Raw genomic sequence first — 16,548 nt, forward strand, 5'->3', positions numbered from 1 at the left:
AGTCCTCCACTTTTCTTCATTAAATCGTCGCGTAGGCAATGCGGCACAATTCATTTGGATCATCTAGTGACACTGTATGGTACAGTTTGAACTCGTAGATAGCTCCGCGTTCCATTTCCGCCGGTGAAAAAATAAAGCCAAAAGAAGGCATTTGTTTTCCTTCAAACATATTATAGTGAAGTAATAGTGGGTTAAATGCTTTGGCAATCTGCGTCGCCAATTCCTGCGTCGCTGCTGTCACTGTTAACATCATCAAAATTTCGTTTGGCACATAATTTTCCGGTACAGCCATTCCGGAAACACCGTTGTATCCATAAGGCCGTAACCAGAAATCATAACTATCTTTTGAAATGCCAGCTTTCTCTAGTTTTTCTACCCCAGCTTTTGCTACTGCGTCAATCCATTGCATCGGTTCCTTCATAATTTTACGATCGCGAATACCTGCCATACTTACGGTTTGAAAACCAGCTACACCAGATCCTTCCAATTTCATCGTATAGGGAAGATATTCAATTGTTGTACCTTCAACCCGCACGGCTGTTTCTGAAAGTGCAGAATATTTAGCATCTTTTGTATCAATTCGAATGCCCGGTTCTGTCAGTTGGACAGGATTAGCATTTTCATAAAGTAAATGGGCCGATACTGAATAAGGAGAAACGGTACTTCCTGGCTGAACGGCACGAATGGTAAAGCCTTTATCATCGACCTCCATAAAAACGCCACCCTGTAATCCAGCACTAGTACATACACCGCCACATTCTACTGTTTTCGCGGCATGCCAACAAGCCGCAGGATCGCAGCCTTTTAGTAATGGATACGCAGCAATCACAGCCGTATCCGTTGAACGCCCGCCAATAATAATATCTGCGCCATTTTTAAAGGCTTCTTCATATGGTTCTGAACCTAGTAAAGCCACAATCGTATCACACTCATCAAAAGTTTCTTTCGTGATAGCGGGTGCACCATGAAGTGCTTGAATTTGACCAGTACGATATTTTTGTTTGATGATTTCGCGGTCTTGTTGGGAATAAATTTTAGCAATTTTTTTGTGAATACCAGCTTCTTTACATATCTCAACAATCAGCTCATAAACGGTGTCCACGCCTTCGTCAGACCCACAAGTACCAGCTGTCCCAATTGTCATGGGGATTTTTAGCTTGTCTGCCCCTAACACCATCCGTTTTAAATCACGTTTCACATCTTTAATAGCATACTTGCCATGACCAGATCCTAAATAGTACGGTCCAGAATCAGTAGAACCCGCATCACTTGAAATAATATCTGGTTTCATCAAAAGCCCCGCTTCAAAAGCCTCTTCTGTACAGTTCAAACCCACCGCTCCGTATGGAACAAAGACTTTCACACTCTCCATTGTTAATCCCTCCAAAATCAGCTGATAATTTTTAGCCCATTACAGCTGGCCTACTTTTTTTACTTTACTTTATTATAAGTAGCGCATACAATAATGTAAAATTCTTATTTTTGTATTATTTTATAACTCTAATGTTATGAATATGCTGCTTGCAACTTCCTTACTGCTTTCTGATAGGAGAAATATTATGATTAACGAAAAGCAAATTCACTATTTAATGACGGTGGCAGAAGAACACAGTATCACAGCCGCCGCCAAAAAACTCTTTATTTCACAGCCTGCTCTTAGCCGCTTTATCCTAGATATAGAACGCACCCTTGGCACCACTCTTTTCATCCGCAATCGCGGCAATCTCCATCTCAGTAAAGCTGGCGAGATTTACTTAAGGGGCTGTCAAGATGTACAGCAGATTTTTCAATCTGTTACAAAAGAAATCGCGGAATTAACCCATAGTCACACTGGCAAAATCACACTTGGGGTTACATCCTTGACCGGCGAATTCGTTTTTCCCGCCATTTTAGACGCATTTGAACAAGCATTCCCCCATGTTGAATTAACCTTGAAAGAAGAACGAATGAGCATTTTGTATGACTTGGTAAAAAAAGGAGACGTAGATATGGCACTGGTTTATCAAAACTATGATTCCGCCTTAAACTATCATTTTATTTACGAAAACCCAATCTATATCCAAGTTCCCCCTACCTTTGCAACAAAAAATGAAATGAGAAATACAATTGAAACTTTCGCCTTAATTTCAGCAGCTTCTTTGGCCAACCAGCCGATGATCTTACTGAAAAAAGGACGTGAACTGCGTGAAATCGCCGATCGCTTTTTTGAAACCTTCCAGCTTGTACCAAACAAAATCTTAGAGACTGAAAATATTCACCTCGCAAGTAATCTGGTCAGTTTAGGCAAAGGGTTCACCTTTGTTCCAGCCATTTTTTTACGCGATAGTTTTCCCAATAAAGACAACAACTTTTATGTTCAGATCACCGACTATCCACTAAAGCGCGAACTGTACTGTTGCCACCGAAAAAATGCTTATTTAACCGAAGCTGAGCAATTTTTGATACGAAAGTTGCCTGAAATTTTGGCATAAGGTATGTTTAGGGATTGTTATCGTTTCACCTGGAGTATGCGGTGACTTGCACGTTATGAATTATAACAAGATGTCTACCTTAGAGAGATTTTAGTGATAAAAATGTTATGAAATGTAAAAAAAGCAATTTGCCCCTACTAGTAAGTAGGAGGTAGCTACCTTGATAAAAGGATTGACATATCTAAAACTTTCCTGATTTCCATATGAATCAATTTTTATTTTTCTTACTGCGGCTAAAAAAAACGTCTTACAAGAGATCCTGCAAGACGTCTGAAAACCTTATTATATACAACTTTAATTTAATATATCCCTGTCAGGCTCTCATTTTATTTTATCTGATGACGCGTATTTCAAAATAATCCATCACCAGTTCACAAAACATCATGTTAGCCCAAGAAAACCACTCTCGAGTATATTCCTTTGGATCATTAACATTAAAACTTTCATGCATCAAACCAGTGCCTGCATCAGTCTTGACTAATTGATCTAAAATCTGTTCCTTTTCTGCACGATTTTTGGTAGTCAACCCTTCCATTGCCAAAGCAATTGGCCAAACATAGTTGTGGGGGGTATGAGAAGAGCCTATTCCTCTAGCAAATTCCCCCTCATAAAAATAAGGATTTTCCGAACTCAGCAAAGTTTTTCTTGTATGCAAATAAGTCTCATCGTCGTATGCACAATAACCCAAATAAGGAGCTGAAATTAAGTTAGGAACATTACTATCATCCATTACAGCGGCATTACCCAAACCATCAACTTCATAAGCAAAAATCTGTTCTTTTTTTCTATTCAAGGTCTTTCCAAATTTTTGAATTCCTTCGTTGATTTCTTCTTTCAATTTTAAAATGCGTGGTATTAGTGTAGTATCATTCAGAACATTTTGAAAAATTTCGACTAAATAGTCGAAAATGACCACTGCAAACATATTCGATGGAACAAGATAACCATAATGACAAGCATCATCGCTAGGACGGAAACCAGACCAAGTCATACCGGTTCTGGCGACTGCACTGCCTTGGCCGTGATGAACTAATGTGTCTTCTCTCCGATCGTCAAATCGTTGAAAAGTGTATGGTGAGTGTTGATGATCTTGTTCTGTTTCAAAGACTGTTAAGACTTTCTCTATTCCAGAAATAAAGCTTTCATCAAACTGATCTGTTCGGCCTGTATTCTTGTATAACAAATAGGCTAGTTGGATTGGATAACACAGAGAATCAACTTCGTATTTTCGTTCCCAAGTCCACGGAGTCATTCTTGTTTTATCATCTTGGTGGCCAGCATTGTTCGCCGTTTCATTAAATGCATTTGCGTAAGGATCTAAATTAATATAGAAGAATTGTTTTTTTACCAAACCACAAATCATATCAGAAAGGTCATGATCTTTTTTAGCAATTACTAAATAAGGACGGATTTGTGCAGTTGAGTCACGTAGCCACATTGCTGGAATATCGCCAGTTAATATAAAAGTTGTTCCATCGTCATAACGTTTTACTGTTGTTAAAAGTGTGTTAGCAAAGGCTGCGTTAAAATTTTCTGCCCAGTGTAGGTGTTCACTACCACAAAGCGATGTGATTTTTTCCATAAATTGTTGAACCGATATCGGAATTTTTTTATACGTCATCTTTTACTCCTTCATTTTGAGTTTCGACCTTTAAACATTATTTCGCTAAACGTTTTACTAAGTAATATGTGTCGACATCTCGAAAAGGCATATCTTTAAGTTTTCCATAGATTTTAAAGCCACACTTTTGATAAAACGGTAGTGCTTGATAGCTTCTTGTAGAGAGCAGAAGATTAATAACTTGATTTTTCACTGCGATTTTTTCTATTTCTTGAATCAACCGACTTCCTAAACCACTTTTCTGATGCATAGGATCAATTGCTAATAACGATACATACAGACTTTGATCGCTAATTTCCCCTAACAAACCACCTACCAATTCATCTCCTAAATGAATAGTCACCACAACGGGATTAACAAAAGTTTCATGGTCAGGAAAAAAATGTTCTTGTTGTTGATCCAATATCTCCAAAATAAATTTTGTTAATTGGCTAGAACCTTCTAGACTATGCTCTACTCTCAGTTCCATTTTCCACCTACTTTATAAAATTAGCTAATCTTGCCAACTTGCCAAATATATTGTTTTTATTTCGTCTAATGTTGGTACTATAGGATTATTACTAGGACTTCCACTGGCAATCGCGTCATTTGCCATCTTATCTAGCGATTTAACAAAATCTTTTTTCTCGATTCCGAAGCTAGTGTAACTAGGAACTTCTAATCTTCTAATTAATTCTTGTAAATCTTGAAAGAAACACTCAGCGAGGTCATGATCTGTACCTTTTTTGTCAGGATTAAGGTATTTGGCAATAGCTGCCAACTCAGAGATAATAGCTGGTTTAGTATAATTGATGACTGCTTCTAATAAAATTGCGTTTGAAATTCCATGTGGGATATGATATAAAGCTCCAACTGGTCTTGACATACCGTGAATCAACGTAACTGAAGCATTGGAAAAGGCGATTCCTGCTTCCATTGCAGCTTGCGCTAGGTTACCTCGAGCAACAAGATTATCAGGTTCGGCATAGGCTACTGTTAAATTTTCCATAATCAATTTAATCGCCGACAGCGAAAATAGTTTAGTAATAGGCTGGGCTTGTTTTGAAATAAAACTCTCTAAAGCATGACACAATGAATCTAATCCAGTGGAAGCTGTAACGAATGCCGGACTAGTACGACTCATTTGTGGATCAATAATCGCAGCATAGGGTAAAAAGGCGGCTTGTTTCATCATATATTTGATATCTTTTTGAGTATCTGTGATTACAGTCACATCTGTCACTTCTGATCCTGTTCCGGCAGTAGTTGGTATGGCAATTAATGGTAGCGGTTTTTGGACAATAGCTTTTCCAATAGCAAAATCAGCATATGAACCAGTATTGTGGGTTAATACAGCCACTGCCTTAGCAGTATCGATACAACTACCACCACCAACTGCAATAATCGAATCATAACTACCTCGATGATAAAAAGCTAAAGCTGCTGTTACAATCTCATCTGTTGGCTCACGATCCACGCCGTCGAAAATTTTCCAGTCCAATTTTTCTTCTTTTAGACTAAACAATACATCTTCTAAAAGATTCAAAGAAACGATTAATTTATCCGTAATAATCAATGTTTTTAAACCAAATTTACTGGCAATTTTACCTGTTTCATGGATTGCTTGGTTACCGTAAACAATTTTTTGCGGTAAAGTGATTTGATACATTTTGACACCTTTCTGGGCTCCTTAATATTGAAAGCTCCCTGCTAATTTTTCTTTCTTTTCAGCTAAAAACTTTTCTGTAGATCCATCTGTGGTAATTTCCGCAATGCCAGTATTCCACCATGAATCATAGCCATCTGTCATAGTTTTGGGTAAAACTTTGATATGAATTAATGTACTTCGATCAGATTTATTAATTTCAGCTAAAGCAGTCTCAAGTTCTGACATATTACCAACACTGTAAGCAATAGCCCCATATGCTTCAGCCAATTTTGTAAAATCAACACTCATAATCTGATTTTTATAATCAGTAAGCTCAGTTCCAAAAGATGGCATTCCGTTTCCCATTTGCAAGTTATTGATACAACCATAGCCAGAATTGTCAAAAAGCAAAATATTGATTTTCTTGTCATATTGTATACTGGAAAGTAATTCCGAATGTAGCATATGAAAACTACCGTCGCCAACAAAAGCAAATACTTCCTTTTCAGGATGCGCAATTTTAGCTCCATAGGCACCTGCAACTTCATATCCCATCGTAGAATATCCATACTCCATATTGTATGAATTAGTGGTTTTGGCTTCCCACAAACGTTGCATATCACCAGGTAATGACCCAGCCGCTCCTACCACAATACTATTCACTGGTAAGCTTTGATTTAGTTTAATCAAAACCGCGGCCTGGAATAAATCGGTTTCCAATTGTTGCGCATAATTAGCTAACTTTTGTTCATCGAACTGATCCTTTATTTCCACCTCAAAACTCTTATCATTACAATTTAAATTTGCTAGACGTTTTCTCTCAATCTTCCAGTTGTTAATGACGCTAGTTAATAAATCACCATATTGCGTTTGATACAAATCGTTAAGCTCAGATTCAATTTGTAGTAAAGCAGTTTTTGCATCTGCCACCATTGAAAAACCATCCATTTTATAACTTTGCATACGTGAAACATTAATATTTAAAAACTTAGTATTATCGGTATCAAAAGCTGTTTTCGATGCAGTCGTAAAGTCAGTGTAGCGCGTACCCACACCAATTACTAAATCTGCTTCTTTTATAATCTGATTAGCTGGTGCACTGCCGGTTACTCCTACACCACCAAGATTCAATGGAAAACCAGCAACTATTGTGGATTTCCCAGCTTGCGTTTCCACTAAGGGAATGTTGTGTTTTTCTGAAATACGTTCAAGGACTTTTCCAGCTTCTGAATACTTAGCTCCACCGCCTACGATGATTATTGGACGTTGACTATTTTCAATTAAATTGATAGCAGTCGATAATTCTCGTTCAGTAGCAGGTCTCCGATCATAGTAGTGTATTTTTTCTTTGAAAAAATTTTCCGGATAATCGTATGCTTCTCCTTCAACATCTTGTGGCAAACAAATTGTAACCGGTCCAGCTGTTACAGGATCTGTTAAGACCTCAAACGCTCGTGTCAATGCGCTCATCAATTGTTCCGGGCGCTCAATCCGATCCCAATAGCGAGATAGTGGCTTCAACGCATCATTTGTCGTAATTCCTTGACCGTGAAGCTGTTCAACTTGTTGTAATACTGGGTCGGGCTGTCGACTTGCAAAAGTATCTCCAGGCAATAACAATACTGGTAGGTTATTGGCTAATGCTGTACCAGCAACTGTAACAAGATTTGCTGCGCCAGGGCCCACCGAAGTTGTCACAGCAAAAATTTGACGGCGGAGTTTCTCTTTTGCAAATGAAACAGCTGCTTGCCCCATCCCTTGTTCGTTTTTACCTTGATAGATTTCCAGATGACTATCTTCTTGTAACAATGCTTGTCCCACTCCTAAAACATTCCCATGCCCAAAAATATGAAAAATTCCTTTGACAAAGGGTAGCTTTTGGCCATCTATCATAAAAAATTGTTGATTTAAATATCTAACCAAAGCTTGAGCAGTTGTTAAACGAACAGTTTTAAGCATGCACCTTATCCCCCCAAGCTTGTTGCGCTATCACTTCCTCAATTTCAGCAATACTCGGCATGGCTTCAGAAGAACTATGACGACTAACCACTAGTGCAGATGATGCACTTGCGTATTGTAAAGCTTTCTCGATAGTTTTTTCTTGTAACAAAGCGAATAAGAAAGCTGCTGCGTATGAGTCACCAGCTCCAAATGTTTTCAAAACTTTGGCTTTATAAGCATATCCTCTCGTGCAAGTACCGTTTTTTTCATAGGCAAATGACCCCTCCACCCCATGTTTAATAATAATTAGTTCTGGAGTATGCAGAAAAAGTTTTTCAACGGTTTTTTGATTATTTCCCCCTGATACATTCTCTAAAATATCAAATTCCTCACGAGTACCGATAACAATATGAGATTTTTGCGCTAGCAAGGTATAATAAATTGCTGTTTCAGCTGGCGATGTCCAGGTATAGGGACGATAATCTAATTCAAAAATAACTTTTACGTTATGTTTGTGTGCATATTCCACAGCTAATAATGTTGCTTCTCTTGAAGGGCTTTTTGCCAAAGCTGTTCCTGAGATCAATAGCATCTCACTAGACATAATGTACTCTTCTGAAATTTCATCTGGTGTCAAATATAAATCGGCAACTTCTTGGCGATACATTAAAATGCTACATTCTGAAGGACTTTTAATTTCAGTAAAAGCCAGTCCGGTTTTATGGCCTTCTTGATCAAAAATCATTTGGCTGGAATCCACTCCAGCATTTGACATGAACTCCTTAATAAAGCGACCATGCTGATCATCAGAAATTTTTCCAATAAAACCCACTGACTGTCCTAATTTTGCCAAACCGATTGCAATATTGGCTGGAGATCCTCCAACATATTTTTTAAATGTTGACGTCTCTTCCATTGGCTGGTTGATTTCGACGGCATTCAAATCTATACACGCTCTTCCCAAAGCCGTAATAGCAAATTTTTTCATTGTCATTATCTTCCTCTCTAATGATGCACATTTTTAATTCTTCAGAATTTATCCTACGGACGGTTTTTGATCCATTTATGATTGGGATCATCATGGAAACGCCACATTTTAGTTGGTCCCGCCATAATATTTAGGTAATAAGAAGTATAGCCATCCGGCACCCCAACAGGATGATACCCTTTGGGAACAATCACCACATCTTGATTAGTGCAAGACATTGTTTGGTCTAAGAGTCGATTATCAGAATAAATTCGCTGAAAAATAAACCCTTGTGGTGGATTGATTTCGTGGTAATAGGTTTCTTCTAAAAATGATTCGTCAGGTAGATGGTCTTTATCATGCTTGTGGGGTGGATAACTTGAAAAATTACCACCTTCAGTGTAGACTTCTACGACTAAAAGTTTATCGCTAACAGTGTCTTGATCAGAAAGTATCGTTTGAACATATCGCCTGTTTTGGTATGATCCTCTTGATTCCAGCAAAACATCTTCTGGCTTAATCAAACTATCCGGTAGACTGTGATCTGTTTTAGATGCAGCAATCAAAATTCTGGCCTTCGTTTCAGCTGTAATTGTATAAAAGCGATTTTTACCAATATAAACACTATGCGTTGGTACTTTATCAAAAACTGAAGTTCTCGTTCCAAGATCCGTATAGGTTTCCCCATTCGAAACAGCAACTGTAACTTTACCTGAAAGTACAACAAGACAACTTTCCAAATCTGCCTCATGGTAACTTACTTCTCCACCGGGTTCGACATCGTAAATGCTCAACTCGACATGCTCAAGCACACTGTTTTCCCCGGTGATATATTGGATCAACCGAACTTTTTCATTCAATGGAAATAAAATTGGTTTTTGTAAAAGATTCATCATTTTCCCTCTCTACTAAAATCAGGGTTAGTCATAAACTATACTTCGTCATGACTAACCCTGGTTTTTTTATTTTGCTAAAGAACCCATCGGATCCCAGGGTGACAAAACAATTGGTTCTTCTTGGTACCTTGTCAATTGTTCTTCTGTTAAATATTTTTTATTAATAACCACCTGATAGACATATTCGCTCATCCAGTCATCCGTCATCATAAAGAAGCCCTTATAACCGATTTCTTCTCCCCAACTATTCTGTACTTTCCAAATCGTCGGCTGATCGTTTTCCAAATCTACTCCGCTAATCACCATAGCGTGTGTTAAAAGACTTTGACAGTATTCCAAACGATCCTGCTTATTTGAACTAAAATCTACATCAAATAAAATATCTACTGCATAAATGTCTGGTGCCATGATACCTAACTTTCGGTCGGTGTATTGCCCAATGTCACATCCAAACCAAACTGCTTCATTTCCTTTCAACTGATTAATTGTCAGTCTTTTTAAAGTTGACATGTCCACATTAAGATATTTAATAGATTGTCCTTCAACAATATTTCCCATCATCGCAACTGTATATGTCTGGTTATAGTTCTTGTTTTTCGAAGGAGCGTTAATAATCGGAATATAATCCTTCAAATCTACCATTAAATATTTATTAGCAAATTCTTTTGGCGTAATATTTAGTTCAGCTTGGTAATTTCCAGCAGCATCACGATATTTGACATCTACCTTTTCTGGAGGAACCCCGATACAAATAGCCAACATTTGGTAAACTTCCGCAAGCATTTTTGTGATTATTTCGTCAATTTCTTTTTGTGAGCAATGGTCTGCCACCAATTGGCGTAATTTTTTAGCATCCAATCGTAATTTAGCATTGATATACTTATTCATATCAGCGGAACTGCGACTATTTTCAGTCTCTGGCATCGCATAAGATGGAACAAGACCATATTTTTCAATCAATGAAACTAACATGTCCCACTGACCACCATCTTCTTGAGGTTTCGATAATAGAAAATTTAATTCACGACTGTCTAGCTCTAAATCAGCTGTTTCAATAATATTTTTATAGAAAAAGTTTGCCTTTTCTAGCTTGTCATAAAAATATAGGTAGTTCTGAGAAAGATAAAATTCCTTGATTCCCAACTTCTGACTTATTTGCTGATTCAAGATATTGATAATGGCAAACAGCCAACAACGTCCCGATTGATTTTGTTGAGGAATTTTCAATGTTGGTACCTCGATTGAAAACTCAAATGGATTTTCTCGTTTAGATAAAACATTTTCTGCCGATTCAACTACACCATTTCGCACAACACCCAATTCAGCTAATTTATACCTGGGGGTTCCTTCGTAGTTATTTTTCAATTTTTGACAAAGTTCTGTAGTTATTTCCACTAATATCTCCTCATTTACCAAAGCGAATTGTTTTGATTTCAAATGGCGCAAATGTCAGACTAATTTCATTATCTTGAACTTCGATAAGATTTCTTTCTAACAAATCAGTTTCACACCACCAATTCATACCTTCAATTGCCATATCTACAACCTGATCAGTGCCTGCATATTCATGAGCTCGGATAATCCACCCTTTATCATCTTCGGCCTTTTTAATAGCATCAATCACAATATTAGCATCAGCCGTTATTACAATTTGTGGTAAATTGCCGGCATCTCCTTGTAACACCAGCGCTTTTTCATTAATCTCCCAAGCTTCTTGAATAGTCTTACCTTCGATAAAATCACCGCGATGTGGATATAAGCTGTAAGTAAAATGATGTTTTCCCATATCCGCCGTTGGATCTGGATGGATGGCACTTTTCAATAAACTTAGCCGCATTCTTTGTCCCTTGACATCACATCCATATTTTGAATCGTTTAAAATACTGACTCCAAAATCACGTTGCGATAAGTCCATCCACTGATGTGCGACTGTTTCAAATTTAGCCATTTCCCAACTGGTATTCCAGTTATTGGCGCGTCGAACATTACCATACTGAATATCATAAGTTGCATACGTAGCTCTGACCGAGACATCAAACTTAGTTTTTAATAACTGTTGCCGTTCTTGCCAATCAATATCTGTTACAAAATCAATTCGACGAGTATGTGGATATAGTCTCATCTCTTGCGTAATCGTAGATTCGCCAAAATAATAAGTAAATTCCACGCTTTGATATAATGCATTGACTGGTTTGACAACAATATTTTGCGCCGCTAATTCTTGAAATTTTTCTTGATAATAGATATCGATATCCCAAGCATCAAAATTCATCGGTTTATCCTCAAATAATTGCAAAACGTTTCCTGTCCCACTTAAAACTTCTCGCTTCAACTCTTTATCAAAAATTGAAGTTAACTGTCCACTTTCATTCCACTTGATCAGATAATAATCATTCTCAATTTGATCAGAATAATTAGATGAAGCGGCGAGGACATTTTTAACTTTTTTCTTTTCAGAAATACTCACGGTTTTTTTGCCTAAAGCGGGAACATTTTCAATTAATGCATATTGTAATCCATCAGTTGAATAGGTCTTAATCTCGTTTCCATCTTCATCAATATAAATTTGATTGTCTAAAAGTACTGGTAATTCGGTTAAAATCGAGCGCTTCCAATTTGAAAAATTACAAATTGATTGACGCTCATCAATTCCTTGAAATGGAGCTAACAAACTTTTAGCTTCTTTAAATAACCCTTCCATCTCAATTCTATGATCCTCATAAACTTCTTTAATAGAAGATCCCGGAATAATATCATGAAATTGATTACGTAAAACGATTTCCCACATATTAAATATATCGTCTTTTGGATAAGCTTCTTGTCCCTTCATTTCCATTAACGAAAATAGAATTTCCAACTGGCGTAGAAATAATTCACCTTGTCGATTTGCTTTTTTCACGTAAGCTTGAGAAGTGTATGTGCCACGATGATATTCTAGATACAATTCACCATCCCAAGTATGAACATATTCATCAGTATTTTCGAAAGTTTCTTGCAAACGATTAAAGTAATCCACTGCTTTTCCCGTTTGAACTTTCGGTAGCCCAGGAATCTGATCTAATTTGCGTCGTTTTTCCAACATATCGCGGTTGACACCCCCGCCGCCATCACCAAATCCATAAGAAATCAATAATTCATCATTAATATTTTTATCACGATAGGCATTATAGACCCCTAAAACCGTTTCAGGTTCTAGTTCACCATTGTAGGTATAGTACCAGTTGGACTCCCATGAATTTTCCTCACCCGGCTCTGGCGTCGTAATAAAATGAGTCAAGACCTCTGATCCATCCATACCTTTCCATTTAAAAGTGTCATGAGGCATTCGGTTAAACTGATTCCAACTTATCTTGGTAGTCATAAATGTATCAATACCGCTTTTTTTCAATATCTGAGGTAACGCCCAAGAATAGCCAAAAACATCTGGTAGCCATAAATAGTGAATATCTTGATTGAATTCCTCTCTGATAAATTTCGCTCCATGCAAGATTTGACGGGTCAAAGATTCTCCAGAAGGAATATTACAGTCGGCCTCTAGCCACATGCTCCCATCAGCTTCCCAGCGTCCTTCTGCAACACGATCTTTAATTTTTGCATAGATTTCGGGATAGTCTTCTTTAATATATTTGTATAGCTGTGGTTGTGTTTGTAAAAAAATATATTCAGGATATTCTTCCATCAACCGTAAAACAGTTGAGAAACTACGTGCAGCTTTCTCTCGCGTATGTTTTAAACGCCACAACCATGCGACGTCAATATGTGTATGTCCTACCGCAGTCACGGTAATCATTTCGTCTTTAGGAATTTCTGCAATTTCTTCAGATAATTGTGTCACAGCTTCTACCACAGAAGTATAAAAAGCGGGACTACCTGGTTTAACCCAATCAATCCGATTAATCGCCTGATTTAAGACATGGGATAATTTGTATTGAATTGGATTATCTTGTCCTAATTCTTTTACAGTTTTATTAATAGCATCGGCATAATAAAATAGCTCATCAACGGGAACCACCATTTGACATATATCTGCTTGTTTGAATTCATGTATTTGTATTTGTTCTGGTCCGCCGCCTTCTAAGCCGGACCAAAGTTTTAGTGCTACTTCTACCTTTTTGCCACGAAATTCATCTGCGATTTTAACTTCCTTATGGTTAGAATCCACACCCTGGTAAGGTTTTCCATTAATGAACATTAATGATTCAAAACCAGAATTGTATCCCCCACCTGTATGTCCAAAATTCAAATACAAATAAAGATTATCAACATCTGGCATTTCGATTTCTTTTTTTACCCATAAATAGAAATCACGTCCTTGCCATGTGTCCCCCACTGTAAAAGAAACTGCCTTTGAAAAATCTTTAGGCGGATATTTGGCTACTTTGGTTTCATCTTCTAAAACGAGCCATTCTGAAAGCTCGGCGATTTTTGAGAATCGATATTTTTCTAACTCTTCTATGCGTGCTGCCAATTTTTCTTTTAAATAAAACAAACTCACGAATTATTCCTCCATCCTTTTAGTTTTGTGAAAAAAGTTGCGAGGATCTATACTTTTTTTCATCAAAATATCCATTACTTTAGTAAAACTGAAACTAAACAAAACACCTAAAATGACAGCTTGAACTCCATAAGAGAATAGCCCCAAAACTAAAACTGTGATATTTAGATATCGCAAAAATACAGCCATTGAAATTTTTGGGAATTTTCTATTCAAAATGACTGCAAATACATCTAGTCCTGCTGTGGAAGAGTTCTCTGACAGACAACAATAATATCCAATGGCGATTAGTACTACTGCTATAACAAAGTCCACCACAATATTCGTATGTAATGTGAACGGTAAGCGGTAGAAAATATTAAAAAACAGCAGGTAGGAAACACTACTGACTACAGAAGAAAAAAAGAAAAATTTTCCTAAAAAAATCAACGAAACTGTTAGTAATATCACAGTAATCACATTTGTAAATAGTGTGATATTTAATGAAGTCAAATTGCTGAATATTAATGAAAGACTTGTCACACCACCATTAATAATCTCATTTGGAACCATCAGTTTGGCATACGCCAATCCTAAAATTAAATTCCCAAAAAATATTTTAAGAAATGATTTTAACAATTTTATTCCTCTTTTCTAAAAATCAAGATCTAAATCCTGATATTTGTCACTATTAGTTTTCTCCACATAATTTTTCTCAAATGCTTTATAAAATGGCCAATACATCAAAGTTGCCACGACAATCGTTGCGGCTGTCAAAATTAATGAGCGCCAATCCATTGTTGCAAAAAAACTTGAAAATGGTAATGGCAAATCAGCCACAAAATACGTTGGTATTGAAACCCAACCAAATTTAAAAACAAACCATTGAATAACGCCTAGAATCGGAGTTCCTATCACAAAAGGAATAAAAAAGTATGAATTCATGACAACTGGTATTCCAAAAACGATTGGTTCTGACACTGAGAACCAAGTTCCACTAACTGCTGTCTGACCGATTTTTTTTAACGTTGTCTTCTTACTTAACAAAGATAAGATCACGATAGCTCCAGTAATTCCAGAGCCAGTAACACTTAAAAAATAATCCCAAAAATTTGGAGTGAAAATGAACTGTGGTGTTGCCCCTATTGCGATTGATTGAAAATTGGCATTTAAATTACTAATGGCAAATAACAAAACCACTGGTGATAATATGCCATAGCCATTGATGCCCATGTACCAAAGAAGCATTTCAAAAAAAACAATTACAAAAACCATTAATGGATTATCAATGTTTAACCAGCCTAAAATCTCTCCTAAATTATTATCTTTAATCTGACTTAATAGTTGATATACTGTTATGAAAATCAGACTGAAATAAATCATCAATAATATATTGTCTAAAAATTCCATATGCATTTTTGTTATTTTTTTTATTTTTCGTAGTAATAGTTGATAACCCGTTACGATAATGACACTACACAATAAAGCTAACAAAGCAAAAAACAGTGATTCTATTTTGGAAATCGATAGAAGGTTCAAATCTTTTGACGAAAACAGTAGATATAAAATAGCGCTGCAAAGATAATAGTGAAACTTGCCCTTTTCTTGAAACATTAAAAAGCAAAGAATACCTAGAAAAAGCCAGCCAAAATTATCCATCAGCAATAACAGTAATTTTGAACTCAAATCAGCAATCTGTTGTTGATGAATGAAGTGTTCATTTATAAGTTTCAAAATAGCTAAAACCGAGGAAATCAATAATACATAATTTAGGTATAAAAAAGTTTTTTTCATGCTTTTAAAAACTTGATTTCCCTCGATTTTACCTAAAATTGGAATTATCTTTGTTTGAAGTTTACCAACTACTTGATTGATATGATCTAAATTCACCGCTACCCATCCTTAATTACGAGTTTTAATTTGATAAATCGCTTCTTTCAAAATATTAGCGGCATTCATACTTCCGTAGTCAGCTGCATTGATAATTGTTACCGGAATATTCATAGTAACCACTTTTTGTTCAATTTCATTACGTCGATGTCCGATTTGTGGTCCTAACATGATAATCTGATAATCCTTTACTTGTTCAGTATTGATATTTCCTGCTGGAATAGCATCAATCGTTAAATCAAAAGAAGATAATTTTTGACTTCCCGCTGCCACTTGTTTCATTTTATTTACCAAGATACTGGTAGATGACCCCAAATTACATGCTAAGCAAATTGATAATTTTTCCATTTTATTCCCCTGCCTTATATAAACTAATAAATTCATCCACAACGGTCGACATCAAGATTGTATTCATCAATGTGTCTTGGGCGTGAATCAATAGAACATTGATTTGATTATCCTCCCCGTTCACTTCATTTACTATTAAATTTGTTTGTAGGTTATGAGCTTCATTCATCAAAGCCTCAGCTTCTTGTTTTTTTTCTTCTGCTTTTTCAAATTTTTTTTCACGAGCATCTCCTAATGCATCAATCATCATCGAAAAAGCTGTGCCAGCCTTGGAAATCAAGGCAAAAGAAATTTCATCAGTTGTCATTGTCAT

Annotated in this window: 14 protein-coding genes; 1 reads left to right on the forward strand and 13 read right to left on the reverse strand. The window is 36.5% G+C overall.

Annotation, left to right across the window (positions count from 1 at the left end):
• Positions 1-19 precede the first annotated feature (19 nt).
• Entirely contained in the window at positions 20-1,372 is a 1,353-nt protein-coding gene (locus JZO76_RS02490) for an acyclic terpene utilization AtuA family protein (RefSeq protein WP_206902597.1), read from the reverse strand.
• Positions 1,373-1,559: 187 nt separating this feature from the next.
• Here JZO76_RS02490 and JZO76_RS02495 point away from each other — a divergent pair, with 187 nt between their 5' ends.
• On the forward strand, positions 1,560-2,471 hold the full coding sequence (locus JZO76_RS02495; protein ID WP_206902598.1) for a LysR family transcriptional regulator: 912 nt from the start codon (positions 1,560-1,562) through the stop codon (positions 2,469-2,471).
• A 331-nt stretch (positions 2,472-2,802) separates the two neighbouring features.
• Here the strand turns inward: JZO76_RS02495 and JZO76_RS02500 are convergent, their stop codons facing one another.
• The 12 genes from JZO76_RS02500 to JZO76_RS02555 form a co-directional block, all read right to left on the reverse strand.
• On the reverse strand, positions 2,803-4,092 hold the full coding sequence (locus JZO76_RS02500; protein WP_206902599.1) for a glycoside hydrolase family 125 protein: 1,290 nt from the start codon (positions 4,090-4,092) through the stop codon (positions 2,803-2,805).
• Positions 4,093-4,129: 37 nt separating this feature from the next.
• Positions 4,130-4,561 carry a GNAT family N-acetyltransferase gene (locus JZO76_RS02505; RefSeq protein WP_206902600.1) on the reverse strand — a complete coding sequence of 144 codons (432 nt, stop codon included), beginning with the start codon at positions 4,559-4,561 and terminating at the stop codon, positions 4,130-4,132.
• Between the two features lie 24 nt (positions 4,562-4,585).
• A complete protein-coding gene (locus JZO76_RS02510; RefSeq protein WP_206902601.1) occupies positions 4,586-5,740 on the reverse strand; it encodes an iron-containing alcohol dehydrogenase in 1,155 nt (384 codons plus the stop codon).
• Positions 5,741-5,761: 21 nt separating this feature from the next.
• Positions 5,762-7,678, reverse strand: coding sequence for a 3D-(3,5/4)-trihydroxycyclohexane-1,2-dione acylhydrolase (decyclizing) (iolD, locus tag JZO76_RS02515; RefSeq protein ID WP_206902602.1), 1,917 nt, complete (start codon positions 7,676-7,678; stop codon positions 5,762-5,764).
• Positions 7,671-8,654: a 5-dehydro-2-deoxygluconokinase gene (gene iolC, locus JZO76_RS02520; RefSeq protein ID WP_206902603.1), complete on the reverse strand. Its 984-nt coding sequence runs from the start codon at positions 8,652-8,654 to the stop codon at positions 7,671-7,673. The genes iolD and iolC overlap by 8 nt, the downstream gene beginning before the upstream one ends.
• Before the next feature lie 47 nt (positions 8,655-8,701).
• Positions 8,702-9,520 carry a 5-deoxy-glucuronate isomerase gene (gene iolB / locus JZO76_RS02525; RefSeq protein ID WP_206902604.1) on the reverse strand — a complete coding sequence of 273 codons (819 nt, stop codon included), beginning with the start codon at positions 9,518-9,520 and terminating at the stop codon, positions 8,702-8,704.
• Between the two features lie 69 nt (positions 9,521-9,589).
• Positions 9,590-10,918, reverse strand: coding sequence for a C1 family peptidase (locus JZO76_RS02530; RefSeq protein WP_311925988.1), 1,329 nt, complete (start codon positions 10,916-10,918; stop codon positions 9,590-9,592).
• Between the two features lie 10 nt (positions 10,919-10,928).
• Positions 10,929-14,018: a glycoside hydrolase family 38 C-terminal domain-containing protein gene (locus JZO76_RS02535; RefSeq protein ID WP_206902606.1), complete on the reverse strand. Its 3,090-nt coding sequence runs from the start codon at positions 14,016-14,018 to the stop codon at positions 10,929-10,931.
• A gap of 3 nt (positions 14,019-14,021) precedes the next feature.
• The gene (locus JZO76_RS02540; protein WP_206902607.1) at positions 14,022-14,636 is read right to left on the reverse strand and encodes a YitT family protein; all 615 of its coding nucleotides are present in this window, start codon (positions 14,634-14,636) and stop codon (positions 14,022-14,024) included.
• Between the two features lie 15 nt (positions 14,637-14,651).
• On the reverse strand, positions 14,652-15,887 hold the full coding sequence (locus tag JZO76_RS14225) for a PTS transporter subunit EIIC (RefSeq protein WP_206902608.1): 1,236 nt from the start codon (positions 15,885-15,887) through the stop codon (positions 14,652-14,654).
• Positions 15,888-15,899: 12 nt separating this feature from the next.
• Positions 15,900-16,235 (reverse strand): PTS sugar transporter subunit IIB, encoded by a 336-nt coding sequence (locus JZO76_RS02550; protein ID WP_242595746.1) that lies wholly within the window; start codon positions 16,233-16,235, stop codon positions 15,900-15,902.
• A gap of 1 nt (position 16,236) precedes the next feature.
• Entirely contained in the window at positions 16,237-16,548 is a 312-nt protein-coding gene (locus tag JZO76_RS02555; RefSeq protein ID WP_206902610.1) for a PTS lactose/cellobiose transporter subunit IIA, read from the reverse strand.

It is taken from the genome of Candidatus Enterococcus myersii (assembly GCF_017316025.1).
Lineage (GTDB): Bacteria > Bacillota > Bacilli > Lactobacillales > Enterococcaceae > Enterococcus_C > Enterococcus_C montenegrensis.